Source organism: Xanthomonas bromi, assembly GCF_900092025.1.
Lineage (GTDB): Bacteria > Pseudomonadota > Gammaproteobacteria > Xanthomonadales > Xanthomonadaceae > Xanthomonas > Xanthomonas bromi.
In genome coordinates, this window is the sequence record NZ_FLTX01000037.1 from 1 (window position 1) to 26,915 (window position 26,915).

General features: G+C 64.3%; 25 protein-coding genes, 1 other RNA gene and 3 pseudogenes. 15 read left to right on the forward strand and 14 right to left on the reverse strand.

Annotated features, from left to right (window positions below; translation table 11 throughout):
• Positions 1 to 38: 38 nt before the first annotated feature.
• Positions 39 to 401 carry an RNA polymerase-binding protein DksA gene (dksA, locus tag XBLMG947_RS23635; protein WP_223293187.1) on the reverse strand — a complete coding sequence of 121 codons (363 nt, stop codon included), beginning with the start codon at positions 399 to 401 and terminating at the stop codon, positions 39 to 41.
• Positions 402 to 585: 184 nt separating this feature from the next.
• Between dksA and XBLMG947_RS23640 the strand changes: the two genes are divergently transcribed.
• The 7 genes and pseudogenes from XBLMG947_RS23640 to XBLMG947_RS11805 all read left to right on the forward strand — a co-directional run.
• Positions 586 to 1,182 (forward strand): hypothetical protein, encoded by a 597-nt coding sequence (locus XBLMG947_RS23640; RefSeq protein ID WP_245228172.1) that lies wholly within the window; start codon positions 586 to 588, stop codon positions 1,180 to 1,182.
• A complete protein-coding gene (gene yidD, locus XBLMG947_RS11780; RefSeq protein WP_167352023.1) occupies positions 1,182 to 1,481 on the forward strand; it encodes a membrane protein insertion efficiency factor YidD in 300 nt (99 codons plus the stop codon). Before XBLMG947_RS23640 ends, yidD begins: the two co-directional genes overlap by 1 nt.
• A complete protein-coding gene (locus XBLMG947_RS11785) occupies positions 1,478 to 2,827 on the forward strand; it encodes a dihydroorotase (protein WP_065468879.1) in 1,350 nt (449 codons plus the stop codon). Before yidD ends, XBLMG947_RS11785 begins: the two co-directional genes overlap by 4 nt.
• Positions 2,827 to 3,666, forward strand: coding sequence for a M23 family metallopeptidase (locus XBLMG947_RS11790; RefSeq protein WP_065468880.1), 840 nt, complete (start codon positions 2,827 to 2,829; stop codon positions 3,664 to 3,666). Before XBLMG947_RS11785 ends, XBLMG947_RS11790 begins: the two co-directional genes overlap by 1 nt.
• Positions 3,667 to 4,185: 519 nt before the next feature.
• Positions 4,186 to 5,545, forward strand: a pseudogene (gene eat, locus XBLMG947_RS11795) (ethanolamine permease).
• Positions 5,545 to 6,959 (forward strand): annotated as a pseudogene (locus XBLMG947_RS11800) (ethanolamine ammonia-lyase subunit EutB). The pseudogenes eat and XBLMG947_RS11800 overlap by 1 nt, the downstream one beginning before the upstream one ends.
• A pseudogene (locus XBLMG947_RS11805) lies at positions 6,920 to 7,117 on the forward strand (ethanolamine ammonia-lyase light chain EutC); the annotation flags it as partial. The pseudogenes XBLMG947_RS11800 and XBLMG947_RS11805, both read left to right, overlap by 40 nt.
• A 55-nt stretch (positions 7,118 to 7,172) precedes the next feature.
• Here XBLMG947_RS11805 and XBLMG947_RS11810 read toward each other — a convergent pair.
• The gene (locus XBLMG947_RS11810; protein ID WP_065468881.1) at positions 7,173 to 7,463 is read right to left on the reverse strand and encodes a hypothetical protein; all 291 of its coding nucleotides are present in this window, start codon (positions 7,461 to 7,463) and stop codon (positions 7,173 to 7,175) included.
• 338 nt (positions 7,464 to 7,801) lie between these two features.
• Positions 7,802 to 8,305 (reverse strand): pyridoxamine 5'-phosphate oxidase family protein, encoded by a 504-nt coding sequence (locus tag XBLMG947_RS11815; protein WP_181093241.1) that lies wholly within the window; start codon positions 8,303 to 8,305, stop codon positions 7,802 to 7,804.
• A 398-nt stretch (positions 8,306 to 8,703) separates the two neighbouring features.
• Here XBLMG947_RS11815 and XBLMG947_RS11820 point away from each other — a divergent pair, with 398 nt between their 5' ends.
• Together XBLMG947_RS11820 and XBLMG947_RS22650 are read left to right on the forward strand one after the other, a co-directional pair.
• On the forward strand, positions 8,704 to 9,885 hold the full coding sequence (locus tag XBLMG947_RS11820) for a putative acyl-CoA thioester hydrolase (RefSeq protein WP_065468883.1): 1,182 nt from the start codon (positions 8,704 to 8,706) through the stop codon (positions 9,883 to 9,885).
• Positions 9,854 to 10,213 carry a hypothetical protein gene (locus tag XBLMG947_RS22650; protein WP_139074390.1) on the forward strand — a complete coding sequence of 120 codons (360 nt, stop codon included), beginning with the start codon at positions 9,854 to 9,856 and terminating at the stop codon, positions 10,211 to 10,213. The genes XBLMG947_RS11820 and XBLMG947_RS22650 overlap by 32 nt, the downstream gene beginning before the upstream one ends.
• A 14-nt stretch (positions 10,214 to 10,227) precedes the next feature.
• On the opposite strand, the gene XBLMG947_RS11825 is transcribed toward XBLMG947_RS22650, so the two are convergent.
• From XBLMG947_RS11825 to efp, 6 genes are all read right to left on the reverse strand, one after another.
• Entirely contained in the window at positions 10,228 to 10,917 is a 690-nt protein-coding gene (locus XBLMG947_RS11825) for an isoprenoid biosynthesis enzyme family protein (protein WP_065468884.1), read from the reverse strand.
• A gap of 28 nt (positions 10,918 to 10,945) precedes the next feature.
• Positions 10,946 to 11,638 carry a phosphoglycolate phosphatase gene (locus XBLMG947_RS11830; protein ID WP_065468885.1) on the reverse strand — a complete coding sequence of 231 codons (693 nt, stop codon included), beginning with the start codon at positions 11,636 to 11,638 and terminating at the stop codon, positions 10,946 to 10,948.
• Between the two features lie 85 nt (positions 11,639 to 11,723).
• Positions 11,724 to 12,443 (reverse strand): bifunctional 2-polyprenyl-6-hydroxyphenol methylase/3-demethylubiquinol 3-O-methyltransferase UbiG, encoded by a 720-nt coding sequence (gene ubiG, locus XBLMG947_RS11835; RefSeq protein WP_065468886.1) that lies wholly within the window; start codon positions 12,441 to 12,443, stop codon positions 11,724 to 11,726.
• 30 nt (positions 12,444 to 12,473) lie between these two features.
• Positions 12,474 to 13,811, reverse strand: a complete 1,338-nt coding sequence (locus tag XBLMG947_RS11840) for a TRZ/ATZ family hydrolase (RefSeq protein ID WP_065468887.1) — start codon at positions 13,809 to 13,811, stop codon at positions 12,474 to 12,476.
• Positions 13,808 to 14,677, reverse strand: a complete 870-nt coding sequence (locus XBLMG947_RS11845) for a PA3715 family protein (protein ID WP_065468888.1) — start codon at positions 14,675 to 14,677, stop codon at positions 13,808 to 13,810. The genes XBLMG947_RS11840 and XBLMG947_RS11845 overlap by 4 nt, the downstream gene beginning before the upstream one ends.
• A gap of 4 nt (positions 14,678 to 14,681) precedes the next feature.
• Entirely contained in the window at positions 14,682 to 15,248 is a 567-nt protein-coding gene (gene efp / locus XBLMG947_RS11850) for an elongation factor P (RefSeq protein ID WP_065468889.1), read from the reverse strand.
• A gap of 101 nt (positions 15,249 to 15,349) precedes the next feature.
• On the opposite strand from efp, the gene epmB reads away from it, so the two are divergent.
• Positions 15,350 to 16,378, forward strand: coding sequence for an EF-P beta-lysylation protein EpmB (gene epmB, locus XBLMG947_RS11855; protein WP_065468890.1), 1,029 nt, complete (start codon positions 15,350 to 15,352; stop codon positions 16,376 to 16,378).
• Positions 16,379 to 16,523: 145 nt separating this feature from the next.
• Here the strand turns inward: epmB and XBLMG947_RS11860 are convergent, their stop codons facing one another.
• Genes XBLMG947_RS11860 through XBLMG947_RS11870 form a run of 3 tightly spaced genes read right to left on the reverse strand, consistent with a single transcriptional unit; the run spans position 16,524 to position 20,383 of the window.
• The gene (locus XBLMG947_RS11860; RefSeq protein ID WP_065468891.1) at positions 16,524 to 18,641 is read right to left on the reverse strand and encodes a putative bifunctional diguanylate cyclase/phosphodiesterase; all 2,118 of its coding nucleotides are present in this window, start codon (positions 18,639 to 18,641) and stop codon (positions 16,524 to 16,526) included.
• Complete coding sequence (locus tag XBLMG947_RS11865; RefSeq protein ID WP_065468892.1) at positions 18,638 to 19,567, reverse strand: phosphate/phosphite/phosphonate ABC transporter substrate-binding protein; 930 nt, start codon at positions 19,565 to 19,567, stop codon at positions 18,638 to 18,640. The genes XBLMG947_RS11860 and XBLMG947_RS11865 overlap by 4 nt, the downstream gene beginning before the upstream one ends.
• Before the next feature lie 51 nt (positions 19,568 to 19,618).
• Positions 19,619 to 20,383 carry an RNA methyltransferase gene (locus XBLMG947_RS11870; protein ID WP_065468893.1) on the reverse strand — a complete coding sequence of 255 codons (765 nt, stop codon included), beginning with the start codon at positions 20,381 to 20,383 and terminating at the stop codon, positions 19,619 to 19,621.
• A gap of 116 nt (positions 20,384 to 20,499) precedes the next feature.
• Here XBLMG947_RS11870 and XBLMG947_RS11875 point away from each other — a divergent pair, with 116 nt between their 5' ends.
• The gene (locus tag XBLMG947_RS11875; RefSeq protein WP_065468894.1) at positions 20,500 to 21,333 is read left to right on the forward strand and encodes an inositol monophosphatase family protein; all 834 of its coding nucleotides are present in this window, start codon (positions 20,500 to 20,502) and stop codon (positions 21,331 to 21,333) included.
• 257 nt (positions 21,334 to 21,590) lie between these two features.
• On the opposite strand, the gene XBLMG947_RS11880 is transcribed toward XBLMG947_RS11875, so the two are convergent.
• On the reverse strand, positions 21,591 to 22,202 hold the full coding sequence (locus XBLMG947_RS11880) for a superoxide dismutase (RefSeq protein WP_065468895.1): 612 nt from the start codon (positions 22,200 to 22,202) through the stop codon (positions 21,591 to 21,593).
• Positions 22,203 to 22,455: 253 nt separating this feature from the next.
• Between XBLMG947_RS11880 and XBLMG947_RS11885 the strand changes: the two genes are divergently transcribed.
• The 3 genes from XBLMG947_RS11885 (at position 22,456) to XBLMG947_RS11895 (ending at position 23,452) form a co-directional block, all read left to right on the forward strand.
• Positions 22,456 to 22,896, forward strand: coding sequence for a guanyl-specific ribonuclease (locus XBLMG947_RS11885; RefSeq protein ID WP_065468896.1), 441 nt, complete (start codon positions 22,456 to 22,458; stop codon positions 22,894 to 22,896).
• Positions 22,893 to 23,318, forward strand: coding sequence for a barstar family protein (locus XBLMG947_RS11890; RefSeq protein WP_065468897.1), 426 nt, complete (start codon positions 22,893 to 22,895; stop codon positions 23,316 to 23,318). The genes XBLMG947_RS11885 and XBLMG947_RS11890 overlap by 4 nt, the downstream gene beginning before the upstream one ends.
• Before the next feature lie 58 nt (positions 23,319 to 23,376).
• Positions 23,377 to 23,452: non-coding RNA, sX9 sRNA (locus tag XBLMG947_RS11895), on the forward strand.
• Positions 23,453 to 23,490: 38 nt separating this feature from the next.
• Here XBLMG947_RS11895 and XBLMG947_RS11900 read toward each other — a convergent pair.
• Positions 23,491 to 25,383: an ATP-binding cassette domain-containing protein gene (locus tag XBLMG947_RS11900; protein ID WP_065468898.1), complete on the reverse strand. Its 1,893-nt coding sequence runs from the start codon at positions 25,381 to 25,383 to the stop codon at positions 23,491 to 23,493.
• A gap of 101 nt (positions 25,384 to 25,484) precedes the next feature.
• On the opposite strand from XBLMG947_RS11900, the gene dbpA reads away from it, so the two are divergent.
• Complete coding sequence (gene dbpA, locus XBLMG947_RS11905) at positions 25,485 to 26,861, forward strand: ATP-dependent RNA helicase DbpA (RefSeq protein ID WP_065468899.1); 1,377 nt, start codon at positions 25,485 to 25,487, stop codon at positions 26,859 to 26,861.
• Positions 26,862 to 26,915 lie beyond the last annotated feature (54 nt).

Here is a 26,915-nt window from a genome sequence, read left to right on the forward strand (position 1 = left end):
CGCACGTGGCGGGGCTTTTCAGTGAGCCAGGCGAACGCTCAGTCGCCCTGCTGCTTCTGCAGGTGCTCCCAACGCTCCTGGGCGTCGATGGTGCGTTCTGCGGTCAGACGCGCTTCGAGGCGATCCAGGCCGATCTCTTCGCCGGTGTCCACGCAATAGCCATAGTCGCCATCCTCCAGACGCTTGAGCGTGCTGTCGATCTTGGAGATCAGCTTGCGTGCACGGTCACGGGCGCGTAGTTCCAGCGAATTTTCCGTCTCGCGGGTGGCGCGTTCGGCTTCGTCGCCGATGTCGCGGACTTCTTCGCGCAGGTTTTCGATGGTCTGCTTGGATTCCTCCACCATCTCGTTACGCCAGCTCTGCAGACGCTGGCGGAAGTATTCCTGCTGCAGCTTGTTCATGTACTCCTCATCCGCGGCAGGCTTGTAGCCCTGCGGCAGGATCGGGCGACCGGTTGCTTCGTCGGTCTTGTACTCGACCACCTTGTACTTGGTCTTGGGGGCCGCGCTGGACGGCTTGGAGGTCACGGCCACGGCCACCTTGCCGACCGGACGGGTCGCAGCAGGCTTGGCGGGGGCTTCGGTTTTGGTTGGCGTTTTTGCGGAAGATTTCGAAACGGGCACGGGATTCTTAGGTGACGGGGTCGCAGGCTTTGCCGGCTTCGCAGGGACGGCCTTGGGGGCCGGTGCGGGCGCGGGCTTCTCGGCCTTGACCGGGACTGACTTGGCCGGAGCCGGCTTGGTGGCCGGCTTCGGTACGGACTTGGGCGCCACCGGCTTGGCGGCCGGTTTGGCGGCAGCCGGAGCTGCCTTCTTGTTCGCCGCCGGCTTGGCAGCACTCTTGGCGACGGGTTTCACTGGCTTGGGGGCTGCGGACGCGGTGGCCTTGGAAGCCGGCGCCGGCTTGGCAGCCACCTTCTTGGCAGGTGCCTTCTTGGCAGGTGCCTTCTTGGCAGGTGCCTTCTTGGCAGCCGGCTGCTTGGTCGCCGGCTTGGCGGCCGGTTTTGCAGCGGCAGGCGCCGCTGCCTTTTTCGCAACGGGTTTGGCGGACTTCTTGGCGGCCTCTACGGCCTTTTTTGCAGGTTTTTTAGCAGCCACGAAACGCTCATCCTTGGTTCCCCCGGGGCCCGGGAAAGCGGGCCTTTATAACGTACCCCGCGGACCCCCGGCAACCACCTATTAATGCAACTGGCATATCATTGGCAAGTGATCTCACGCCTGCTCCTCGCGGTACTGCGCTTTTACAAGCTGTTCATCAGCCCACTGCTCGGGCCGCGTTGCCGTTTTGCGCCAAGCTGCTCGGAGTACGCGATGACCGCCATCGGCCGCTTTGGCCCGCTCCGCGGGTGCTGGCTGGCCGCGCGCCGGCTCGGTCGCTGCCATCCCTTCCATCCGGGAGGCTTCGATCCGGTGCCCGATGCGCCCGGCTCCGCATCCCCTCCCTCGCCCTCTTCCTGCAGCTGCAAAGGACCTCATCCATGAGCCGAACCGTCATCGTCAATGCCCGCCTGGTCAATGAAGGCAAGGAGTTCGACGCCGATCTCCTGATCGAGGGCGGCCGCATCGCCAAGATCGACAGCAAGATCACGCCCGCCGCTGGCGATACCGTGGTCGACGCCGCCGGACGCTGGGTGCTGCCAGGCATGATCGACGACCAGGTACACTTCCGCGAGCCCGGCCTGACCCACAAGGGCGACATCGCGACCGAATCCGGCGCAGCTGTCGCCGGCGGCCTGACCAGCTTCATGGACATGCCCAACACCAATCCGCCGACCCTGGACGCCGCTGCGCTGCAGGCCAAGTACGATGCCGCCGCCGGGCGCGCCTGGGCCAACTATGGCTTCTACATGGGCGCCAGCAACGACAACCTGGCCCATATCCAGTCGCTGGACCCCAAAACCGCGCCAGGCATCAAGGTGTTTATGGGTGCCTCCACCGGCAACATGCTGGTCGATAACCCGGAAACGCTGGACGCCATCTTCCGCGACGCGCCTACGCCGATCATCACCCACTGCGAAGACACCCCCACCATCGATGCAACGATGGCGCAGTACAAGGAAAAATACGGCGATGCGCTGACCCCGGAGATGCATCCGGACATCCGCTCGCGGCAGGCCTGCCTGAAGTCCTCGCAACTGGCGGTGTCGCTGGCGCGCAAGCACAACACCCGCCTGCACGTGCTGCACATCTCTACCGACGATGAATTGGCGCTGTTCGAAGCCGGCCCACTGGTGGATGCCGACGGCAAGCTGCGCAAGCGCATCACCGCCGAGACCTGCATCCACTTCCTGCGCTTCGACCGCAGCGACTACGCGCGACTGGGCAACCTGATCAAATGCAATCCTGCGATCAAGGACGCCGAAGATCGTCTGGCGCTGATCGATGCGCTGACAGAGGACGTCATCGACGTGCTGGCCACCGACCACGCCCCGCATACGTGGGAAGAGAAGCAAAAGCCCTATGCGCAAGCCCCCTCGGGCCTGCCGCTGGTGCAGTACGCACTGGTCGCCGCACTGGAGTTGGTGCACGAAGGCAAGCTGCCGATCACCCGCATCGTGCAGAAGTTCGCGCATGCGCCGGCGCAGTTGTTCGATGTAGAAGAACGCGGTTTCCTGCGCGAAGGCTATTTCGCCGACCTGGTGATGATCGACAACACCCCGTTTACCGTGAAGCGCGAACAGGTGCTGTCCAAGTGCGGCTGGTCGCCCTTCGAAGGCACCACCTTCCGTTCGCGCATTGCCGCAACCTGGGTCAACGGCCAGCAGGTGTGGGATGGCGAGCAATTGGTGGGCAACGCTGCCGGCCAGCGCCTGACCTTCGACCGCTGATGCGCGCAGCCCTGTTGGGTGCCTGGATGATGCTGGCGCCCATGTCGCTTGTGGCTGGGCGCGCTGAAGCGCAAACCGTCGCCGCAGCCGACGTCATGTTTCCGCAAAGCGCATCGCAAGGGGCGCTGGTGATCGGCAAGGTGCCGGCGGGCAGCAAGGTGCAGTACGCTGGCCGGACCCTGCGTGTGAGCAACTATGGAAGCGTGGTGTTCGGTATCGGCCGCGATGCCACCGGGCCATTGCAGGTGCAGATCACCCCGCCCGGCGGCAGCGCGCAGACCGTCAGCATCGCAGTCACGCCGCGCGACTGGCCGATCGAGCGCGTCAACGGCGTCCCGCCCAAGACAGTCAATCCACCGCCGGCGGTCGCCGAACGGATCAAGCGCGAGCAAGCGCAGGTCACGGCGGCGCGCGATCGCGACGATGCACGTACCGATTTCGCACAGCCCTTCATTTGGCCGGTACAGGGCCGCATCAGCGGCCGCTTCGGCAACGCGCGCGTGTACAACGGCCAGCCCGGAGCCGGCCATTCGGGCATGGATATCGCCGTTCCCACCGGCACACCGGTGAAAGCACCGGCCGCCGGCGTGGTGACGTTCGCAGCACCGGATCTGTATCTGACCGGTGGCACGGTGCTACTGGATCACGGCTTCGGCGTGAGCTCGAACTTTTTGCACTTATCGCGCATCGACGTGAAGGTGGGCGATCGGGTCGAGCAAGGCCAGGTCATCGCTGCCGTCGGCGCGACCGGACGTGCGACCGGGCCGCATTTGCACTGGGGAATGAACTGGTTCGATGTGCGAATCGACCCGTTGTTGGTGCTTGAGCGGACCAAGTAGGGCGTTCGGCAATTGTCCTTCCTGACGTGCGGTAGCGCTCTGAACAGATCCTGTTCTGCGCTTTGCTCCGGCGTGGCTCGGCGGGCGGATCAAATCAGCTTTGCTGCTTGGGCGCGGCGAATGACTGCGCTTGGCAGGCAGCGGGCAGCAGCAGCCAAATGATTGCCTAGCGACAACGTTCGTGATGCATGGTTGGCACATGCTGATCATTGATGCGATGCATGATTTTGTGCAAAGGCGACTAGTCGGGTGAGCGAGCCTACCCTCACCCCAATCCCTCTCCCGCGAGGAGAGGGGCTTAAGCGCCGATAGCGGGTTTGAGCCGCCAGTCGGTGCGCCGGAACGCTGCACAACCCGGTCAACGGCCACCTATCCGTTGTGCTTGTGTTCGCCAACGGGCTTTGCGGTATGACCGAAACGACTGTCGCGCGTCGCTGCACGCGGGGGCTCGGCCGCTGACGGTCGGTCCGTCGCTTCGGCGTCCGGCGTGCTTCATCTCCCCTCCCCCGACTGCAGGAGATATGCGACATGCGCAACGAGCAACTCAAACCGACCCTGGGCACCTGGCAATTGTGGGGCATCGCCGTGGGCTTGGTGATTTCCGGCGAATATTTCGGCTGGAGTTACGGCTGGGGCACCGCCGGCACGCTCGGTTTTCTGGTGACCACATTGCTGGTTGCGGTGATGTACACCTGCTTTATCTTCAGCTTTACCGAATTGACCACCGCCATTCCCAATGCGGGCGAGCCGTTCGCCTATAGCCTGCGTGCATTCGGCACCTACGGTGAGATGCTGGCGGGCCTGGCCACGCTGATTGAATTCGTCTTCACGCCGCCGGCCATCGCGATGGCGATCGGCGCCTATCTGAATGTGCAGTACCCGACCCTGGACCCGCGCATCGCCGTGATCGGCGCCTACCCTGTCTTCATGAGCTTGAACATCGTCGGTGTGGCGATTGCAGCCACCTTCGAGCTGATCGTGACCTTGCTGGCGGTGATCGAACTGCTGGTGTTCATGGGTGTCATGGCGCCGGTTTCAGTGTGGCGCGCTTCGCCGCCAACGGCTGGGCCGGCGGCGATGCGTTCGGGCCGGCGGCCATTTCAGGAATCTTTGCCGCAATTCCGTTTGCGATCTGGTTCTTTCTGACCATCGAAGGCGCAGCGATGCGGCCGAAGAAGCCAAGGACCCCAAACGCACGATTACGCGCGCCTACATCGCCGGCATTCTCACCCTGGTGGTCCTGGCACTTGGGGTGATGGTGTTTGCCGGCGGCGTCGGCGACTGGCGCCAGCTCTCCAACATCGACGACCCACTGCCGCAAGCGATGAAGGCGGTGGTCGGCAACAGCTCCACCTGGTTGCACATGCTGGTGTGGATCGGCTTGTTCGGGCTGGTGGCGAGTTTCCACGCCATCATCCTGGGCTATTCGCGGCAGTTCTTCGCATTGGCGCGTGCCGGTTTCCTGCCGCATGGGCTGGCCAAGCTATCGCGTTTTCGCACGCCGCATCGCGCCATTTTGGCCGGCGGCGTCATCGGCATTGCCGCGATCTGCAGCGACAGCGTGGTCAAGATCCAGGGCTTGTCGTTGATCGCAGGGATGATCACCATGTCGGTGTTCGGCGCGATCGTGATGTATGTGATGAGCATGCTCAGCCTGTTCAAGCTGCGCAGCGCCGAGCCGGGCCTGGAGCGGAGTTTCCGCGCGCCGGGTTACCCCCTAGTGCCGGCCATCGCCCTGCTGCTGGCGCTGGTGTGCCTGGTGGCGATGATGTGGTTCAACCCGATCGTGGCGCTGATCTTCCTGGGCCTGTTGCTGTTCGGCGCGGCATGCTGCGTGCTGAGCCTGCGCAGCCAGACCACCATCGCGGCCACCAGCTGATGAGCGGTTTCGCCTTCACCGCAGGCGGCGAACAGTTTCGGTTTGCCGACCTCAAGACCTTGCTCGCCAAGGCGAAGCCGGCGCGGTCTGACGACCAGTTGGCCGGGCTTGCCGCCGACTCCGGCCTGCAACGTGTGGCCGCGCAGATGGCGCTTGCCGATCTACCGCTACGGCACTTTCTGCAGGAAGCGTTTTTGCCGTACGAAGCGGATGAAGTGACGCGCCTGATCATCGACCAGCACGACGCCGCTGCGTTCGCTGCCGTGGCGCATCTCGCCGTGGGCGGCTTTCGCGATTGGTTGCTGAGTGCACAGGCCGACGAAGCGGCACTGACCGCCCTGGCCCCGGTTTGACGCCGGAAATGGTGGCCGCGGTATCCAAAGTGATGCGGGTGCAAGACCTGCTCCTGGTGGCGCAGAAAACCCGGGTCGTCACCCGCTTTCGCAACACGCTCGGTTTGCGCGGACGCTTGTCGACGCGCCTGCAACCCAACCACCCCACCGACGATGCCACCGGCATTGCCGCCAGCGTGCTGGATGGACTGTTGTACGGCAATGGCGATGCGGTGATCAACCCGGCCAGCGACAGTCTGGCTGCAACCACCGCCTTGTTGCGCATGCTCGATGCGGTGATCAGCGGTTATCAGATCCCCACGCAATCGTGCGTGCTTGCGCATATCACCACCACCATCGAGGCGATCGGCCGCGGCGTGCCGGGGGATCTGGTGTTTCAGTCCATTGCCGGCACCGAAGCGGCAAACACCAGCTTCGGCATCAACCTGGCCTTGCTGCAGGAGGGCTATGAGGCGGGCTTGTCGTTGCGCCGTGGCAATGTCGGCGACAACGTGATGTATTTCGAAACCGGTCAAGGCAGTGCGTTGTCGGCCAATGCACACCACGGCGTGGATCAACAGACCTGCGAGGTACGCGCGTATGCGGTGGCGCGCCACTACAAACCGCTGCTGGTGAACACCGTGGTGGGCTTCATGGACCCGGAATATTTTTACGACGGCAAGCAGATCATCCGCGCCGGGCTGGAAGATCACTTCTGCGGCAAGTTGCTGGGCGTGCCGATCGGCTGCGACATCTGCTACACCAATCATGCCGAAGCCAATCAGGACGATATGGATATGTTGCTGACCTCGCTCGGTACGGCCGGCATCAATTTCATCATGGGCATTCCCGGCTCCGACGATGTGATGCTGAATTATCAGACCACCTCGTTTCACGATGCGCTGTATGCACGCCAGGCGCTCGGGCTGCGTGCGGCGCCCGAGTTCGAGCAGTGGCTGGAGCAGCAAGGCATCCTGCAGCTACGCGATGGCCGCTTCGAACTCGGCAGCGAGGTGCCTGCGCCGTTTCGGCGTGCATTGGCGCACGCAACTGCATTTCCAATATCCGTAGCGAAGGATTGAGCTACGCGGAGACCACTCACAAACTGGGGTATCTGCTGCGCGAAGCATTTCGCCGGAAACTCTCCGGCGTGCAACTCAAAGACGAAGCCGAGCAGCCTGCGTTACTGCACGCAGGGCCTGCCGATGTTGCGCCGCGCACATTCCTGCTGCCGGACTGAACTGCGCGGCTTCTGTCGATCAGGAATCGACCACACTCAGCACGCAGTCAAGCCATTACTTCAGTGCGCCATCCTGTGGATTGCTGGCCGCATAGGTGCTGGTCTGCAATTCACTGTCATGCGGATGTCGAAAGGCATTGCGCACCTCATCAGGACGCTGGTCGACCTCCAGCATCACCTTGCCCGAATGCACATCGCGCACCACTGAGGCAGGCAGAACGAAGTCACCGCCGTTTTCGATATGGATGACCAGCTCGGTCCCGTCGTTACGGATCTCGCGGATGGCACCCACGTCTACCTCGCCATCGCGCAGAAACACCATCTGGCCAATCTCAAGCTGTTGCATGTTGCCTCTCCTAACGTTGCTTGACCGCGCGGCGCGCTGTGCCGGTGATAAATCATCGTCTCCCGGCGTGTTGGAACGTGGTGAAGCACAGATCAGTGCGGCGTAGGCAGGGAGACGCGTCAATCCACATGCAGGCCGGCTGCCACATCGCGCGCTTGAACTTTCTCGGGTTGCAGCAAGCGAACGCATCCACCCATCCATGGGCGGTGTCGCCACACTGCGTGCAGGCGTTTCGGTGAGTAAGGTGTGCGGCTCGACCGATGACCGATATAGAGTTGGTGCGGTCAGACGCAAACACGCACATGCAACCCCAGGGTCGCGTGTGCGTGCATAAAACCTCAGCGCAGCGGAACGTCCGCGACTTTGTCCTGATAGTCCTTCTTTGGGTCTACGCCCAACAACACCTTGATCCCGGCCAGCAGGCTCGACTCATTGAGCCAGATCTGCGCGTGATCGGCATCCAGGCGCAGCAGCGCCAGTTTCGGATCGGTTTTGCCGCCTTCGTACCAGGCGGCGACATATGGATTCCATAACCGATCTACCATCGCCGGGTCGGTATCTTCGCGCAGCGAACCGCTGATGCTGGCGAACAGATCGTGGCCCTTGCTGCTGAAGGCGCCAATGACGCGGCGGCCCTGCCCCAGCATCGCGAGCAGCGCGTTGTCCTTGGAAGTGAAGAACCAGATCGGTCCACCGCTATCGCCTTCGATCTGTGCGGTCATCGGGCGCGCATGGCCGTCTTCCACACCATCCAGGCCCAGCATCACGGTCCGATCGGATTTGAGCGCCTTCCAGAATTTGTCCTGCAGTTCTTTGGGGTCGGTCATTTTAATTCCTGGCATGCGTAGGTCTACGCGGGTGACCCAGTCTGGAAGCCCGACCGACCACGACACGTGACGATGCCCACCGTCATCTGCACACGCCCGCAACACGGTGCGCGATTCGCCATTGATGCAAAAGCATGTGGCATCGCAACACGCAACCTACATTTGCGAAGAAAAACCGCCGAAAACCGTGATGACACCGATGGTCTCGGATATCGCACCAGCCTGTTTGATCAGGACACACGAACCCGGCAATACGATCGCGTCGATTCTTATACATTACTGAAATGTATTGCCGTAAGGCAGCCTGGCATTGCCGCCTGTGCGGTGTCGTCGCACGCCGTCTGTCTCGCCTTGCCTTCCGTGTCCAGCACGTATCCCCGATACGCACTTCCTCCGAGAGAGAGCGCCATCCCATGTCTGCACTTCATCTCCGCACGACCTGCATCGCAGCCGCATTACTGAGTCTTGTCAGCGCCACGGCAATGGCATTGACCGGCACTGCCACGCGACCGCAACTGACCAGCAGCGAAGCAGGCACTTACACCATCGCCAAAGCCTTGGCCAAAGCCGGGCCGATCAACGCATTGGTGACCGACAACTGGAACCCCACCGCAGGTGTTGCCCTGCTGAGTGCCGATTATGCGGTGGCTGCCGACGGCTCCACGCGCTACCGCAGCGTGCAATCCGCTATCGACGCTGCCGTCGCTGCAGGCGGCAAGACGCGTCGCTACATCAGCATCAAGGCCGGCACCTACACCGAACTGGTCTGCGTGCCGAGCAATGCGCCACCGCTAACGCTGTTCGGGCTAGGCACGAACACCGGCGACACCATCATCCGCTTCAACAATGCCAACCCCACTCCCAAGCCAGCCGGCACCGCCAGCCATCCATGTGCCAGCAACGCATCGGCCACTACGGTGGGTACCTCCAACAGTGCAACGGTCACGGTGCGCGCGGCGAATTTCGAAGCACGGCACTTACGCGTGGACAACAACTATGTCGAAGGCACCTACACCGACAACAATCAATCGGCGGTGGCGCTGGCAGTGCGTGGAGACAAGGCCAACTTCCAAGATGTCTTGGTGACCGGCAACCAGGACACCTTGTTGATCAGCGCGACCAGTGCGTCCGATGTGATCCGTGCGTATTTCAAGAGCAGCACCATCGAGGGCGATGTCGATTTCATCTTCGGCTCCGGTGTCGGCGTATTCGATGGTGCCACCATCCGTTCCACCGGCGCACGCCTGGGCAGCAGCCGCGGCGGCTATATTTTTGCACCCAGCACGCGCCCCGGTAGCAGCTATGGTTTTCTGGCGATCAACAGCAGTTTTACCGGCGTCTCCGGTTCTCCGGACAACACTACCTATCTTGGACGTGCCTGGGACGAAAGTGTCGGCAGCCTCAGCTCCTACGTCAACGGCACTTCGCCCAATGGCCAGGTGACGGTGCGTGATTCAACGCTGGGCAGCCATATCCGCAAGACCGCGCCATGGCATGCATCAACGGTCAGCCGCCCGTATTGCAGCAGCAATTGCACCAATTCGGCGAATCGTTTTTACGAGTATGAAAATAGCGGTGCCGGCGCAGCAGATTGATCCAGCGCTTTACCTCGACTGCGCAGCAAGCCGGGCATCGCCCGTGCTTGCTGCGTGGCACGCGTACCTGAAATACCATCGCGTTGCTTTCGCGCTGTTCGCGTTGCGCACGTCCATCCAGCAGCTCGACCGCAATGGCAGCAGCTTGCGAACTTGCAACAAGAGCCTGTGCGAACGGCTCCACTGCGGCGGCTTGATCCAAGCCCGATGTGCGGTTTGCGTCGTCATGGCCCGTCACTCGGTGCTGCCGGATTCGCCCATCTGCGCCAGACCCACTGAGCTGCCCCACTTGTCGTCCACAACTGGCGCGCATGCTGAGCGCAACTGAAGGATTGGCTGCGTTCAATCCGCGCCGCTGGCCGCACGCCAGCTATGCCAGAGCTGCTGAACCGGTGGCGGATAAGCGGCCTTACCCGCCAGCTCGCGCTGCAGACGCAGGCGTGCCAGCCGCGACCACACCCGATGCGGCCGCGCCAACGCGACTTTGCGCGGCCAGGTCTGCAACAACTGCTTGCGCCACGCGGCCGTGGCGACACCGCCCGGCGCGGCGCTGTCGCCGGCCACGCGTTGGCGTGCGTCCAGCCATTGCACCGCCACCGCAGTGGCATCGCCAGGCCGCGTGCGTGCGAACAGCACCGCTTCCACCGCAACCACGGCCTCGGCGAACGCGCGCAATGCCTCCAGCGCATGCTGCAGCGACTGCGGCTGCACGCGGGCGGCCTGCATCGCCGGCAAAGTGTCGGCCAACTGTGACCATGGCGCACGCACTGGCTCCAGCACGCGCCCTAACGGATGCCGCGAACGTTGATTCGACCAGTCGCGCAGTTCCTGCTGCCACCATGCCAGCTTGGCATCGGCCGGCAACGGATCGCCGGCGATATTCATGATGTCTTCCCATTCCTGCAGCAACGCGAACCAGGCAGCTGCCAGGCGGCGTTGCGGCTCGGGAACGAAGGGTTCGGCAACCGACCATTCCGGCCAGCGGGTTGCCCACTTGTCGAGAAAACTGTCGAGGGCGCTGGATTGGCTCATGGCGGGTCCAGAAAAAAACGAAGAGAAGTCAGATCTGCGGCCACGTTGCCGGATTCCAAAGCGCCTGCGGCTGTTCGACCAGCACATCGGCCTGCCAGCGCGACGGCTCGTCGTCGTCCAGGCGATACCCCCACAACACCGCGACCGACGGCATTGCCGCCGCGCGCGCAGCCAGAATGTCGCGCTCGTCGTCGCCGACATAGACGCACTGCGCAGGCGCAACGCCGAGACGCTCGGCGGCAGTCAGCAGCGGCAACGGATGCGGCTTGCGCTCGGCCAGCGTGTCGCCGCCGATCAGCACTGCGCAGCGCTGCTCCCAGCCCAGCTGCGGCAGGATCAGGCGTGCAAGATATTCGGGCTTGTTGGTGACCACGCCCCAGAGGCAACCGGCCGCTTCCAACTGCGACAACAGCTCTTCGACACCATCGAACAGCGTCGACCGGGTGCCGATCAAGCCTTCGTAGCGACGCAGGAATTCGGGTACCAGGGCGGTGCGCGCTGCATCATCGAGCTCGGCAAAGGCCACCCCGACCATCGCACGCGCGCCTTTCGACACCACCGGGCGCAACTGTTCCAGCGCAATCGGCGCACGCTCACGCGCGGCCAGCATTGCGTTGACCGTGGCCAACATATCCGATGCACTGTCCAGCAAGGTGCCATCCAGATCGAACAATACTGCACGCGGAAAACTCACGAGCCCGCCAGCCGCGACCAATGACAAGCAACCCGGCAGGAATCGGAAGACATCAACATCGCAGCCCACTGCATTTGCCAATCCCGAATCCCGACTCCCCAATCCCCGTTCGTCACGGCTTCACCGCATACGCGAGATAATTCACCTCGGTACGCGAGGACAGACGCGCGCGATTGCGCCACGGCTCGTAGAGCATGCCGCTGACATCTTCGAGCTGCAGGTCGGCGTTGCGCAACCAGGCCGCAAGCTCGGCGGGCTTGATGAAGTCCTTGTAGTGGTGCGTGCCCTTGGGCAACAGACGCGCGATGTATTCGGCACCCACCACGGCCAGCGCGAATGCAGCCGGGGTGCGATTGAGCGTGGACAGGAACAGCTTGCCACCCGGCTTGAGCAGGCTGGCGCAGGCGCGGATGATCGCGGCCGGGTCCGGCACGTGCTCCAGCATTTCCATGCAGGTCACCGCATCGAAACTGCCTGGCTGCTCGGCAGCGAGGTCTTCCACCGATTGCACGCGGTAGTCCACCTGCACGCCCGATTCCAGACCGTGCAAACGCGCCACCTTGACCAGCTCCGGCGCCAGGTCGATTGCGGTCACCTGTGCACCCAGGCGCGCCATCGATTCGCTGAGCAGACCGCCACCGCAGCCCACATCGAGCACGCGTGCGCCGGCAAGATCCAGCTGCGCTGACACATAGCCAAGACGCACCGGATTGAGCGCGTGCAGCGGCTTCTGCGGGCCGTCGGCGTCCCACCAGCGGTTGGCCAGCGCGGCGAATTTATCCAGCTCGCTCTGATGGAAATTGCCGGACGTGGGTTGCGTATTCGAATTCATGCGGGGGCTCCGTGATGCGGTAACGCGCACTCAGGCGCGGACGGTGCGGATGCGTTCGCGCCACTGCCGCGCGTTGGCAACCAGGGCGGCGGTATCCATGTCAATGAGTTCGCGCTGCACCAGTTTGGGCTTGCCGGCGATCCACACATCGGTGACCTGATGGCGGCCGGCCGAGTAGATCAACTGCGACAACACATGATGCAGCGGCTGGGTCTCCAGTGCGGCCAGATCCACGCAGATCAGGTCGGCCTGCTTGCCGATTTCGATCGAGCCGATCCTGTCGCCGAAGCCCAGTGCACGCGCACCGCCCAGCGTGGCCGCGCGCAGCGTGGTGGTGGCATCCAGCGCGGTCGCATCATTGGCCACGGCCTTGGCCAGGATGGCGGCAGTGCGGTTCTCGCTGAACATGTCCAGGTCGTTGTTGCTGGCGCAGCCGTCGGTGCCGATGGCCAGGTTGACGCCGGCACGCTGCAGCGCGCACGCCGGGCAGAACCCCGAGGCGAGCTTGAGATTGGATTCGGGGCAATGCACCACGCTGACGCCACGTTCGGCGCACAAATGGATTTCCGCATCGGTGAGCTGGGTCATGTGCACCGCAATCAGGCGGTCGTTGACCAAACCCAGGCGATCCAGTCGCGCCAGCGGGCGCTGACCGTATTGCTTGATCGAATCGGCCACTTCCTGCGCGGTTTCGTGCGTGTGCAGATGCACCGGGATATCGAGCTGGTCGGCCAGCATGCGCACGCGCTCGAAGTTGGCATCGTTCACGGTGTACGGCGCATGCGGAGCGAACGCGGTGCTGATCAATGGATCGTCGCGCCACTGGTCGTGCAGCTCGCCGGCACGCGCGAAGTACTCGTCGTCCGACGATGCCCAGGCAGTGGGGAAATCGATGATCACCGCGCCCACCAGCGCACGGAAGCCGTGCTGCTTGTACACCGCCGCCTGCACATCGGCGAAGAAGTAGTTCTCGTTGACGCAAGTGGTTCCGCCGCGCAGCATTTCGGCGATCGCCAACGTGGTGCCATCGGCCACGAACTCCGGCCCGATCACCGCCGCTTCCACCGGCCAGATGTGCTGCTGCAACCACACCATCAGCGGCAGGTCGTCGGCGATGCCGCGCAACAGCGTCATCGGGTTATGCGTATGCGCATTGACCAGGCCCGGCATCAGCGCAGCGTCCGGGCGCGACACGGTCTGCTTCGGCGCGAAACGCACGCGCGCTTCGGCGGTCGGTAGGATCGCCGCGATCGCACCATTGCTGACCGCAACGGCATGGTCTTCCAGCACCACCGCATGCGGTTCGATCGGCACGACATAGCCGGCCTCGATCAGCAGGTCGCAAGGTTCGGGCGGGGCATTGGTCATGAGTGGATCCATTGAAGTGAGTTGCCGAACGGCCAGGAGTCGTTGGAGCGTGGCACAGGCACATAACGCATGCCGTCGTAGCGCAGCACCTGGCGTTGGCGGCGCGTGCGTTCGATATCGTCCGCATCCTTGACGGTAGTGGAGGTCACCAGATCGGCAGTCAATGCGATATCGGCGTAGCCGGCGTGGGTTGCTGTGTCCATCGATAGCGTGAGCGTGCCGCGCTCGGTCACCACGCCCGTCGCGCCCCAGTTGCAAAGCTCGCCTTTCACCTGCCGCCAGACAGTCAGATCCCGCTGCAGCACCGGGCGCAATCGGCGCCCTTCGCGCACCAACAAGGTCAGTGCGTCGTTGCTGTCGACATCCGGGCAACTGGCACCACGGGCAACGTTGTGCACCACGACGCCAACCGCGCGGACGCCCTGAGCCACGTCATAGCGCGCGGTATCCAGGCGCAGACTGTCGGCAGCACGTTCGAAGGCGGCATCCTCGCCCATGTCCTGCGCGTACGACGACGCCACCTCACCCCTACCGGCATCGCGCATAGCAACGCGCAATTGAAGGGTGCGTTGGCCTGCCTCGGTCGTGGCATCGTCAGCAAACGCAATCGCCGCCAGCCGTATCGATGGGTCGTACGGCCACGGTTTGCAGGTCTGCGCCGCTACACGTTCGACCGGCATTGTCTCTGTGACGCCGACAGTCCCGCTGAACGCCGCAACCGCTGCAACCGCCGCGACGCTTTTCGCGTCGCAGGCGGTGGTGGCAGCGGCTTGTGCACACGCCGGGCACGCCGCAAGCGCGCCACTCAGCACCATCAGGACACTGGCACTCCGTATTGCTAGACCGGACCGGCGTCCCAGGCGCATCTGATTACTTGACGCGCGCCGAGTATTCGCCCGAGCGGGTGTCGACTTTGATGATTTCGTCCTGATTGACGAACAACGGCACGCGCACCACCGCGCCGGTTTCCAGCGTGGCCGGCTTGCCGCCACCGCCGGAGGTATCGCCGCGCACGCCCGGATCGGTCTCGGTGATCTTGAGCTCGACGAAATTCGGCGGCTGCACCCAGATCGGCGCGCCGTTCCACAGCGTCACGATGCAGTCTTCCTCGCCCTTGAGCCACTTGTCGGCGCCGCCCATGCCGGCCTTGTCGGTCTGCACCTGCTCGAAGGTGTCCGGGTCCATGAAGTGCCAATACTCGCCATCGCTGTAGAGGTAGCGCATGTCGGTATCGACCACGTCGGCCACTTCCACGTCGTCGGTCGCCTTCATGGTCATTTCGACCACGCGCCCGGACTTGATGAAGCGATACTTCATGCGGGTGAAGGCCTGGCCCTTGCCCGGCTTGACGTATTCGGTCTCGGTGATGACCGCCGGTTCGGCGTTGACCAGAATCTTCATGCCGTTCTTGACGTCGTTCATGCCAACAGTGGCCATGGTGCAGCTCCTCGATAAGACCACGACCCGCCACGCGGGGGCAGGTCGGATTAGAATGGGGCGCCCGCCGCAACCGGCGGGCATTGGTTTTGTGACCGCACATGATAACCGCAGCCCCCCTCGCCTTACAGCCATCTCCGCCCCCTGCCCTGCAGCCCTCGCGCTGGCAGCAGCAGTGGCGCGACGCCGTGCGCGACCCGCGCGCGCTGCTGGAACGGTTGGGTCTGGATGCGCAGGCTGCGGCGATCAGCGATGCCGCCGCAGCGCAGTTCCCACTGCGGGTACCGCAGGCGTTCGTGGCGCGGATGCGCCATGGCGACCTCAACGACCCGCTGCTGCGTCAGGTGCTGCCGCTGGATGCGGAAATGCAGCCGGTACCAGGGTTCGGCCTGGATGCGGTGGGCGATGCCGCGGCCAAAACCGCCGCCGGGGTGATCCAGAAATACCGCGGCCGCGCCCTGCTGATCGCCACCGGCAGCTGCGCGGTGCATTGCCGCTACTGCTTCCGCCGTCACTTTCCATACGCCGAAGAGACCGCTGCACGCGATGGCTGGCGTGAGGCGGTGGCCACGATCGCCGCCGACCCCGGCATCGACGAAGTACTGCTCTCCGGCGGCGACCCGCTTTCGCTGGCCACGCCCAAGCTGGCCGAACTCACCGACGCCCTGGCGGCCATCCCGCACCTCAAACGCCTGCGCATCCATAGCCGCCTGCCAATCGTGCTACCCGATCGCGTGGATGCGCCACTGCTGCTCTGGCTGCGCAGTCTGCCGTGGCCGGTGGCGTTCGTGCTACATGCCAACCACGCCAATGAATTCGACTCCGCTGTGGACGCGGCCATGCACGCGTTGCGCGACACCGGCGCGCACCTGCTCAACCAGGCCGTGCTGCTGCGGGGCGTCAACGACAGCGTGGATGCGCTGGCGGCGCTGAGCGAGCGCAGCTTTGCCGCCGGCGTCCTGCCCTATTACCTGCATCAGCTCGACCGGGTTGCCGGCGTGGCGCATTTCGAAGTGGACGACGCGCGCGCGCGCGCGCTGCATACCGAACTGGCCACGCGTCTTTCGGGCTACCTGGTGCCGCGATTGGTGCGGGAAATTCCCGGCGATACCGGCAAGCGGCCACTGTAATCGCTCCGGCAACAGCTGTTCGCCCATACGGCAACGAACCAGGACGCCAGACCGCGGTAGCGCGCGATGCGGCGTTTCTGACAATGCGTCATCGCGGATAAGCGCGCTGCTCTGTGGTCAGCACATGACTGCGCGGCCGCAGCACTCAACCTGCGGCGATCAGCTTGACCATATCGGCCGGGCTCAACGGCCGGCTGAACCAATAGCCCTGACCGAGATCGCAGCCGCGCTCGCGCAATAGATTGAACTGTGCTTCCTGCTCGATCCCTTCGGCAACGACGGTGATTCCCAGCGAATGCGCCATGTTGATGATGGCGGTGGTCAGGGCCAGATCGTCCGGGTCGCGCTGCAGGTCGGCGATGAAACTCTTGTCGATCTTGACCCCGTCCACCGGCACCTGGCGCAAATGGCTCAGCCCGGAAAAACCGGTCCCGAAGTCGTCCAGCCAGACCTTCACGCCGGTCCGGTGCAGTTGGTCGAGCAGGCTGGCGGCCATCATCTCGTCGCCGATCACCGCGGTCTCGGTCAGTTCCAGATGCAGGCGTGCGGCCGGCAAGCCGGACTCGGCCAGGCACTCGGCCACGATGTCGATCAGGTCGCCACTGCGCAGTTGCCGCGGCGAAACGTTGACCGACACAAACAACCCCTCGCCGACCACCGGCCATTGCGCCGCCTCCAGGCAGGCCGCACGCAGCACCTTGGGGCCGATCACTTCGATCAAGCCGCTCTGCTCGGCAATATCGATAAAGGTGGACGGTGCAATCGTCCCAAGTGCCGGGTGCTGCCAGCGCAGCAACACTTCCACGCCGACCAGCAAGCGGTCACTGGTGCGATAGATCGGCTGATAGACCAGGCGCAGCTCGTCGCGTTCCCAGGCACCGCGTAGCTCGTGCTCCATGTGCACGCGGCGCTCGACGGCATGATCGGCGGCGCGGCTGTAGAAGCGATGACAATTTTTGCCGGCCACCTTGGCCTGGTACATGGCGATGTCGCCGTTCTTCAGCAGCGCGGTGGCGTCGCGTGCATCGTCGGGGAACAGCGTGATGCCGATCGAGGTGCCCAGGAATACCTCACGGCCCTGCACGTTCAACGGCCGGCTCAATTCGTGCACCAACCGATCGGCCAGTTGCGCGGCCAGCAGGCTGACGTCGCCATTCTGCAACAGGATCACGAACTCATCGCCGCCGAAGCGCGCCAGAATCGCATCGTCGCCGCCCAGCGCAGCAACCGCCCGATTGATGCGGCTGGCGAACTGCAGCAGAGCTTCGTCGCCTGCTTCGTGGCCCAGCGTGTCGTTGACGCGTTTGAAGTCGTCGATATCGGCGAACAGCAAAGCCAGCTTGCTGCCGGTGCTGCGCGCGGTGTTGAGCAGGTGATCCAGCCCTTCGCGGAAGCCCAGCCGGTTGGTCAGACCGGTCAGCGCGTCGGTGTAGGCCATGTGCCGCACTTCGCGGTCATGGCGGGCGATGCTTTCGCTCATGCGCCCGAACGCGGAAATGAGCTCACCGATCTCGTCGTTGCGCGGGTGTGGCGGCAGCTGTACCGCGTAGTCGCCACGTTCGATTTGTTTTGCCGCTGCCGCCAGCAGCCGGATCGGCGCCACCAGCGTGCGCTGCACGTAGACGGCCAGCAACACCCCCAACCCCACCAGCGAGGCCAGCAGGACCAGCAGCCAGCCTAGATCGCGCTTGCCGATGGCATTGAGGTTCTGCACCAATGTCAGATTGGCGCCGGATTCGATCTTGCGCACCCGCTCACGCGACATGCCCACGCGCACGCCACCGATGCGCTGGTCGCCGATCTTGATCGGCACCGTGACATCCAGCACCTCCGGCGAGTATTGCAACACCATCGCACGCGCGCCCCGCGCCTGGGCCGCGAGCGGATCGGTCATGGCCTGGCCGTAACGCTGCAAGGTCGGCGTGCCGTCATGCACCAGCCGGCCATGGCGGTCGAACACCAGCACATAGCTCACCACCTGCTGGCGCGAGACATTGCGCACCAGCGCGCCGACCGCTCCCAGGTCGGAGTAATACAAGGGGTTGGCCAACCCCGAGGCCAGTTCGGTCGCCAGCGTTTCGCCGCGTGTGCGCAGGCTGCGATCGAACAGCTCGTGCAGGATCTGCGCACTCAACCCGCGCACCTCGCGCTGCATGGCGCTTTGTCGCTGCAACAGCGAGGCAAGAATCGCACCGACCAGCAGCAGCGTCAGCGCCATCACCAATAGGAAGCGTGCCTGCAAGCCGAAGCGCACCTGAGTCATTCCACGTGTTCCCTGACGCGTTGCACGCCCGTGCTCAACTCCTGTAGCCGACGGCGGCTGGTGGAATCCAGCGGACGGAACCCGGTGGTGTCGAAGAAACACTTCAGTGCCGGACCCGCCTTGGGGTCGGAGGCGGCCTGCAGCAAGACCACCCGCAGACGCTGCTCCACTGCCGGGTCCATCCCCGCGCGCACCATTTCCACCGCGCGCGGTACCGGCGCCGTGCGGTGCACGATGCGGAAACCGCGTTTGAACACCGGTGGCATCTGGCGTTCGTCATCCCAATCCACGTTGCTGAGCGCGCCCACGTCGATCAGGTGTTTGTGCACGAACGCGGCAACGTTCAATTTGGACCCGACCATCAGATAGCCGGCCGATCCGGGCGCCGGCGTGTCGTCCGCCGACAGCAGTACATCGCACACGATGCCGTTGCGCAGCAGTTCGAGGATCGGCAGCAGATAGCCGCTGGTGGACGAGGCGTTCTGCAGTGCGAGGGTGTGGCCGCGCACCTGCGCGAGCGACTGGATCGGGCTGTCGCGGCGCACGAAGAACAACGTATGGAAGTCGCGCAGGCCGCCACGCTCGGTCATCAGCAAGGGGTGCGCGCTGCCGCGCTGCTCCAGCAGCATCGCCGCACCGGTGGTCTCGCTGACCCAATCGACCCGACCGCGCCGCAAGTAGCTGGACATCTGGCGCGCATCCGGGGCCATCAGAATTTCGCCACGGCTGATCCCGACCTCGCGCATTCGCGGCACCACGTAATCCAGCAAGGGCTTGAGCTGCTCGTAATGGGCAGCGGGATCATCGCTGATCCGTCCAAGCACCAGCACCGAGGAGGGCTTGGCCGCAGCCGCCGCGGCCAAGCATGTCCCGGCGATCAGCCAGCAGGCAATCAGACAGCATTGTAGACCGCGCAAAACGGACACTCCCCTAGAGCCGCGGACAGCCTAGCCGAATCCATGAAGATGTGACACACGTCAGTTTCCAGCCTGCTTGGCGAGCATGGCCATCCGCTGCGCATCGGACAGGATGCCACGGATCAGCCGCACCTCCTGCTCGGTCATTTCGGCGCGCAGCAGCAGCCGACGCAGCTTGCGCATCGCCGACTCCGGCGCACGCCCCTTATGGAAGTCGATCTCGTCCAGCGTGTCGCCCAACTGGCCGAACATGCCTTCCAGCTGCGCATGACTGGCCGGTCCGTCGCGCAAGCCGCTGGCCGCCGTCGGTGCCGGCTCGGCCTGGCCTGCCGCCAGCTGCGCCAGCCGCACCTCATACGCCAGCACCTGCACGGCTGCGGCGAGATTCAGCGAACTGAATTGCGGGTCCGAGGGAATGTGCACCGCGGCATGGCAAAGCTGTAACTCGTCGTTGGTCAGACCGGTGCGTTCGCGGCCGAACACGAACGCTACCTCGGCCGGCTCGCTCGCCCTGGCCAGGGCGCGTTGCGCGCCTTCGTTAGGCAGCAATTCTTCCAGCGCCACCCGGCGCGCGCGCGCGGTGCAGCCGATCACCAGCGTGCAGTCGGCCACCGCTTCGCCCAGCGTCGCGAAGAGCGGCGCTTCGCCCAGCACGTCCTCGGCGCCGGCCGAGCGCCGGTACGCGTCTTCATCGAGTGCGCGCTCGGGCGCCACTAGCACCAGGCGCGAAATCCCCATGGTCTTCATCGCACGCGCGGCCGCGCCGATGTTGCCTGGATGCTGGGTACCGACAAGAACAAAACGGATGCGCTGACTGACGGACATGAACGGAGACTGGAGAGCAGTTCGGCCGTAGATGGTAAACTGCGCGGCCGGCTTTCGCGCCGGACCGCTCTTTTACCTTCGCCATTTCCGATTCTGCCTTCACGGGAGCTTTAACCATGCAGAAACCCGCCGTCACCGTCATGGTCAAAGCCGCCCGCCTCGCCGGCAATGTGCTGCTGCGCGGTATCAACAAGCTCGATGCGCTCAACGTGGTGCAGAAAGGCCGCATGGACTACGCCAGCGAAGTGGATGCCGATGCCGAGAAGGTCATCATCAAGGAACTCAAGCGCGGCTACCCCGAATACGCCGTGTTCGGCGAAGAAGGCGGCGTGCAAGGCGGCAAGAGTGGGCGCTACACCTGGGTGATCGATCCGCTCGACGGTACCAGCAACTATCTGCGCGGCTTCCCGCATTACTGCGTGTCCATCGCGCTGGTGGAAAACGGCGAACCCACCGATGCAGTGATCTTCGACCCGTTACGCAATGAGTTGTTCACTGCAAGCCGCGGCGCCGGCGCGGTGCTCAACGACCGCCGCATCCGCATCGCCGAACGCAAGGATCTGGAAGGCGCGATGGTTCACACCGGTTTCCCGCCGCGCGAACGTGCGCGCGCCAGTGCCCAGCTCAAGTGCGTGGATGCGTTGTTGGTGCAGGCCGAAGACGTGCGTCGTACTGGGTCTGCCGCGCTGGACCTGGCCTATGTGGCCTGCGGTCGCGCCGATGCTTATTTCGAAGCCGGCGTCAAAGCCTGGGACATCGCCGCCGGCGTCTTGCTGGTGCGCGAAGCCGGTGGCCGCGTCTGCGATTACAAGGGCGCCACCCCGCCGCGCATGGATAACATGGGTCCGGAAACGCAGCAGATCGTCGCGGGCAACATCAAGATCAGCGAGGCGCTGCAGAAGGTCATCGTCAACACCGGCTATGCGCGCGAGTTCGAGGCCAAGTTCTGAGTGCCGCGCCTGACGGCGAAACGCACGCCGCATGTCGCTGCAGCAGGACACCCATACAGAAGGCCGGGATCAAACCCGGCCTTCTGCGTTGTATGAAGCTCAGGAAAGGGCCTCTTCGCCGCGCGCGTGTGTGCCTCAAGCGCGGCCGGCACGTCACATCGTGCGCAATCGCATCGTTGTGAAAAAAATCAGACCGCCTCACAGCAGAAGGCCGGGATCGCTCCCGGCCTTCTGGCATTACTGCACGGACCCAGGACTCAGGCGATCGCGGCGTGATAGCGGCGCTCGACTTCTTCCCAGTTGACGGCGTTGTAGAACGCGCCGATGTATTCCGGACGACGGTTCTGGTACTTCAGGTAGTACGCGTGTTCCCACACGTCCAGGCCCAGGATCGGAGTGTTGCCTTCGAACAGCGGGCTGTCCTGGTTGGCTGTGCTTTCCACCACCAGCTTCTTGTCCGCAGTCACGCTCAACCACGCCCAACCCGAGCCGAAACGGCTCACAGCCGCCTTGGTAAAGGCTTCCTTGAACTTCTCGAAACCGCCCATGTCCTTGTCGATGGCCTTGGCGACCTCGCCCTTGGGCTCACCACCGCCATTGGGCGACAGCACGGTCCAGAACAGCGAATGGTTGGCGTGGCCGCCACCGTTGTTGCGCACCGCGCCCTGCAGGTTTTCCGGCAGGCTCTTCAACTTGGAGACCAAATCCTCGATCGGCAGATCGGCGTACTCAGTCCCTTCCAGCGCCGCGTTGACGTTGTTGATATAGGTCTGATGATGCTTGGTGTGATGGATTTCCATCGTCTGCGCATCGATGTTCGGTTCCAGCGCGTCGTAAGCGTAGGGCAACTGCGGAAGGGTGTAAGCCATGAGGGTCTCCTGGACTTGCCGCCCGGCGAAGACCGGGCGTTGCGGGGTAGATGGTAAGGACGGCGACAGCGCTTACCAAGGGTGCAGGCAGGAAAACTTCATCCCATCGCATGCCGCGCGTCGTTCGCTGCACACCTTGCACCATGCCCCGGTTACTTGGGCGTGAACCGCACCGGCGTCCGGCACGTTCAAAGTCGGCACAGCCGCACGTCGGCATACTTGCGCTGCCGTAACCCTTCTTCGGACCGTCTTCATGCGCAAGCCAGCTTTGCTCATCGTTGCCGTCGCGCTGCTCGTCGCCGGCTTGTGGAGCATGCGCGCAATGCAGACGCCCAAACCGCAGTTCGCACCGCAACTCGACGCGCCGACGATTGCGACCACGCCAACGCGTGAAGTGCCACGGCTGCCGGCCTTTCTGCCGATCGAGGCAATGACGACGATCGTGCTGATCCAGCGCGGCGGGCCGTTTCCGCATCCACAGGACGGCAGCGTATTCGGCAACCGCGAGCATCGCCTGCCCGAGCGCCCGCGCGGCTATTACCGCGAATACACCGTCGATACGCCCGGCAGTCCGGATCGTGGCGCACGCCGTATCGTCACCGGCGGCACCCCGCCCGAGGCGTGGTACTACAGCGACGATCATTACCAGAGCTTCAAAGCCTTCGATGGCCCGACCCCGGACCAGGCACCATGAGCGCGGGCGACTTCGCACTGGATCTGTCCGATCCGCAGCAGTCGGGCGTCTATCAGGCCGATACCGACGATCTGGACACAATGGCGGCGCTTGCGCGCGATGCCGGCCTGCGCATCCTGCGCGTGGATCTGGCCACCTGCAGCGATAAGCGCATGCTGCTGATGCGCCTGGCCACGCAACTGGATTTCCCGGCCAGCTTCGGGCGCAACTGGGACGCACTCAGCGATGCCTTGCGCGACCTGGCGTGGCTACCCTCCCCGCATGGCTATGCACTGCTCATCGACGGCGCCCAGGCGCTGGCCAGCGCGGCGCCCAACGACCGCGACACCTTGCTGGATATCCTCGACGAAGTGGCAACTGCCTGGGCAGCACGCGGGCTGACCTTTGCGGCATTCGTTGCGCCTGCGAGCGCCTGCGACTAAGAGCCTCTGACAAAACCACTGCGCGGCCAGGCAGGCGCGGTCGGTGCGGGGAATCCTGATGTACCCCTTGTACCATCCGGTTCCCGCGCGCCGCCCGCACCCGCCCGACGACCGCTCGCGACGTTTTGTTAGCCGCTTTAGGCCGGCACGCAGCGAACGTGCCGGCCAGCCATCAACTATCCAGCTCGCTCCAGCGCGCGTATGCCGCATCCAACTGCTTCTGCGCATCGCCTAACGCGGCGGTGTGGGCCGCCATCGCCGCGCTGTCGCGCTGATAGAACGCCGGCTCGTTCATCGCCGCGGTGAGCGCGGCGACCTGCTGCTCCAACGTTTCGATCAGGGCAGGCAGTTGCTCCAGCTCGCGTGCATCCTTGTAGCTGAGCTTGCGCTTGGGCGCGGCGTCCGCTGGCGGCGTAACCACCACCGCTGCGGTCGCCACCGCAGTGGCAGAAGCCTTGGCCACCGCCATCGCATTCCCCACCGGCGTGCGGCGCTGGCGCAACGAATCGCTGTAACCGCCGATGTAGTCGCCGATCAGGCCATCGCCTTCCATCACCAACGTCGAGGTCACCACGTTGTCGAGGAAGTCGCGGTCATGGCTCACCAGCAGCAAGGTGCCGGTGTATTCGCCGAGCAATTCTTCCAGCAGTTCCAGCGTTTCCACATCCAGATCGTTGGTCGGTTCGTCCATCACCAGCAGATTGGACGGCTGCGCGAACAGACGCGCCAGCAACAGGCGATTGCGCTCGCCACCGGACAGGCGCGTAATCGGCGCGCGTGCGCGTTCAGGCGTGAACAGGAAGTCCTGCAGATAGGCATGCACATGCTTGCGCTTGCCGTTGATCTCCAGGAAATCGCGGCCTTCGGCCACGTTTTCGATGGCGCTCCAGTCCTCGCGCAGGGTCGAGCGGTACTGGTCGAAATACGCAATCTGCAAATTGGTGCCGATGCGGATTTCGCCCTGTTGCGCCTGCAAGTCGCCCAGCAACAACTTGAGCAATGTGGTCTTGCCGCTGCCGTTGGGGCCGATCAGGCCGATGCGATCGCCACGCTGGATGATGGTGGAAAAGTCCTTGACCATCGTGCGTGCGCCGAAGGCGAAGCCGACCTCCTTGGCTTCGATCACCTTCTTTCCGGATGACTCGCCCTGCGAGACTTCCATGCGCACGTTGCCGGTGAGATCGCGACGTTGCACGCGCTCGTTGCGCATCGATTCCAGGCGCCGCACACGGCCTTCGTCGCGGGTCCGCCGCGCCTTGATGCCCTGGCGGATCCAGATTTCCTCCTGCGCCAGCATCTTGTCGAAGCGCGCGTTTTCCTGCGCCTGCGCATTGAGCCGTTCTTCGCGGCGACGCTCGTAATTGGCCCAGTCGCCCGGCCAGCTGGTGACCTGGCCGCGATCGATTTCGACGATCCGCGTCGCCAACGCACGCAAAAAGCGCCGGTCATGGGTCACGAACAGCACGCTGCCGCTCCAGCCCTTCAGGAAGGTTTCCAGCCAATCGATGGCTTCGATATCCAGATGGTTGGTGGGTTCGTCCAGCAACAGCACATCCGGCGAGGACACCAGCGAGCGCGCCAGCAACACCCGGCGCTTCATACCGCCGGACAACCGCGCGAACTCCGCATCACCATCCAGTTCCAGCTTGGTCAGCGTCTCGGTGACGCGCTGATCCAGCGCCCACCCATCGGCCGCGTCGATCTTGGCCTGCACCTTGCCGAATGCATCGCCGTCGAACACCTCGGCATGGCTGAGTTGGTGGAATTCGGCCAGCCAATGACCCAACTCGCCCAGGCCCTCGGCCACCACGTCGAACACGCTGCCGCCGGTGCCCTGCGGCACCTCCTGCTCCAGCCGCGCGATGCGCACGCCCTGTTGCACGCGCACTTCGCCATCGTCGGGCTTCAGTTCGCCGGCGATCAGTTTCATCAGGGTCGATTTGCCGGCGCCGTTGCGGCCGATCAAGGCGATACGCTCGCCCGGCTCGATCGTGAGGTCGGTTTTTTCCAGCAACAAGGGGCCGCCGACGCTGTAGTCGACGCTTTGCAGAGTGATTAAAGGCATGGCGCAATTGTACGGGAATCGGGAATGGTGAATCGGGAATGGAAAAGCCTTCGCCGTTGCGATACCCGATTCCCCACTCACGATTCCCGCTAAAATGCGCCATGAACGAATTCTCCGCGCTGCCGCTGTCGCCGGCCCTGGCCCCCGGCATCGACGCCCTTGGCTACACCGTCCTTACTCCCATCCAGGCGCAGAGCCTGCCGCCGATCCTGCAGGGGCTGGACGTCATCGCCCAGGCGCCGACCGGCAGTGGCAAGACCGCTGCGTTCGGGCTGGGCCTGCTGCAGAAGCTCGACCCTGCGCTGACCCGCGCGCAGGCCCTGGTGCTCTGCCCTACCCGCGAACTGGCCGACCAGGTCGGCAAGCAGCTGCGCAAGCTGGCCACCGGCATCCCCAACATGAAGCTGGTGGTGCTCACCGGCGGCATGCCGCTGGGGCCGCAACTGGCCTCGCTGGAAGCGCACGACCCGCAGGTGGTGGTGGGCACACCCGGCCGCATCCAGGAGCTTGCCCGCAAGCGCGCCCTGCATCTGGGCGGCGTGCGCACGCTGGTGCTGGACGAGGCAGACCGCATGCTCGACATGGGCTTCGAAGAACCTATCCGCGAGATCGCCAGCCGCTGCGACAAACATCGCCAGAGCCTGCTGTTCTCGGCCACGTTCCCGGACATCATCCGCACGCTGGCGCGGGAGATCCTCAAGGACCCGATTGAAATCACCGTCGAAGGCGCCGACAACGCCCCGGAAATCGACCAGCAATTCTTCGAGGTCGATCCCACCTATCGGCAAAAAGCGGTGGCCGGCCTGCTGCTGCGCTTCAATCCCGAATCCAGCGTGGTGTTCTGCAATACCCGCAAGGAAGTCGACGAGGTGGCCGGTTCGCTGCAGGAGTTCGGCTTCTCCGCGCTGGCACTGCACGGCGACATGGAGCAGCGCGACCGCGACGAGGTGCTGGTGCGTTTCGTCAACCGCAGCTGCAACGTCCTGGTGGCCAGCGACGTGGCCGCCCGCGGGCTGGACGTGGAAGACCTGTCCGCAGTAGTCAACTACGAGCTGCCCACCGATACCGAGACCTACCGCCACCGTATCGGCCGCACTGCGCGCGCCGGCAAGCATGGCTTGGCGCTGAGCCTGGTGGCACCGCGCGAAACCGCGCGTGCGCAGGCACTGGAGGCCGAACAGGGCCAGCCACTGAAGTGGTCGCGTGCGCCGCTGGCCACTGCCCGCCCCGCACAACTGCCGCAGGCGGCGATGACCACCTTGCGCATCGACGGCGGCAAGACCGACAAGCTGCGTGCCGGCGACATCCTCGGTGCCTTGACCGGCGAGGCCGGCCTGTCGGGCGCGGCGATCGGCAAGATCGCCATCTACCCCACCCGCTCCTATGTCGCCATTGCCCGTGCGCAGGTCGCCAAGGCGCTGGCGCACTTGCACGCAGGCAAGATCAAGGGCCGCCGGTTCCGGGTCAGCAAGCTCTGACTCCAGCGCGGCCGGCGTGCTGACGGCCGCATGTTTCTCAGTAAAAACACGCCT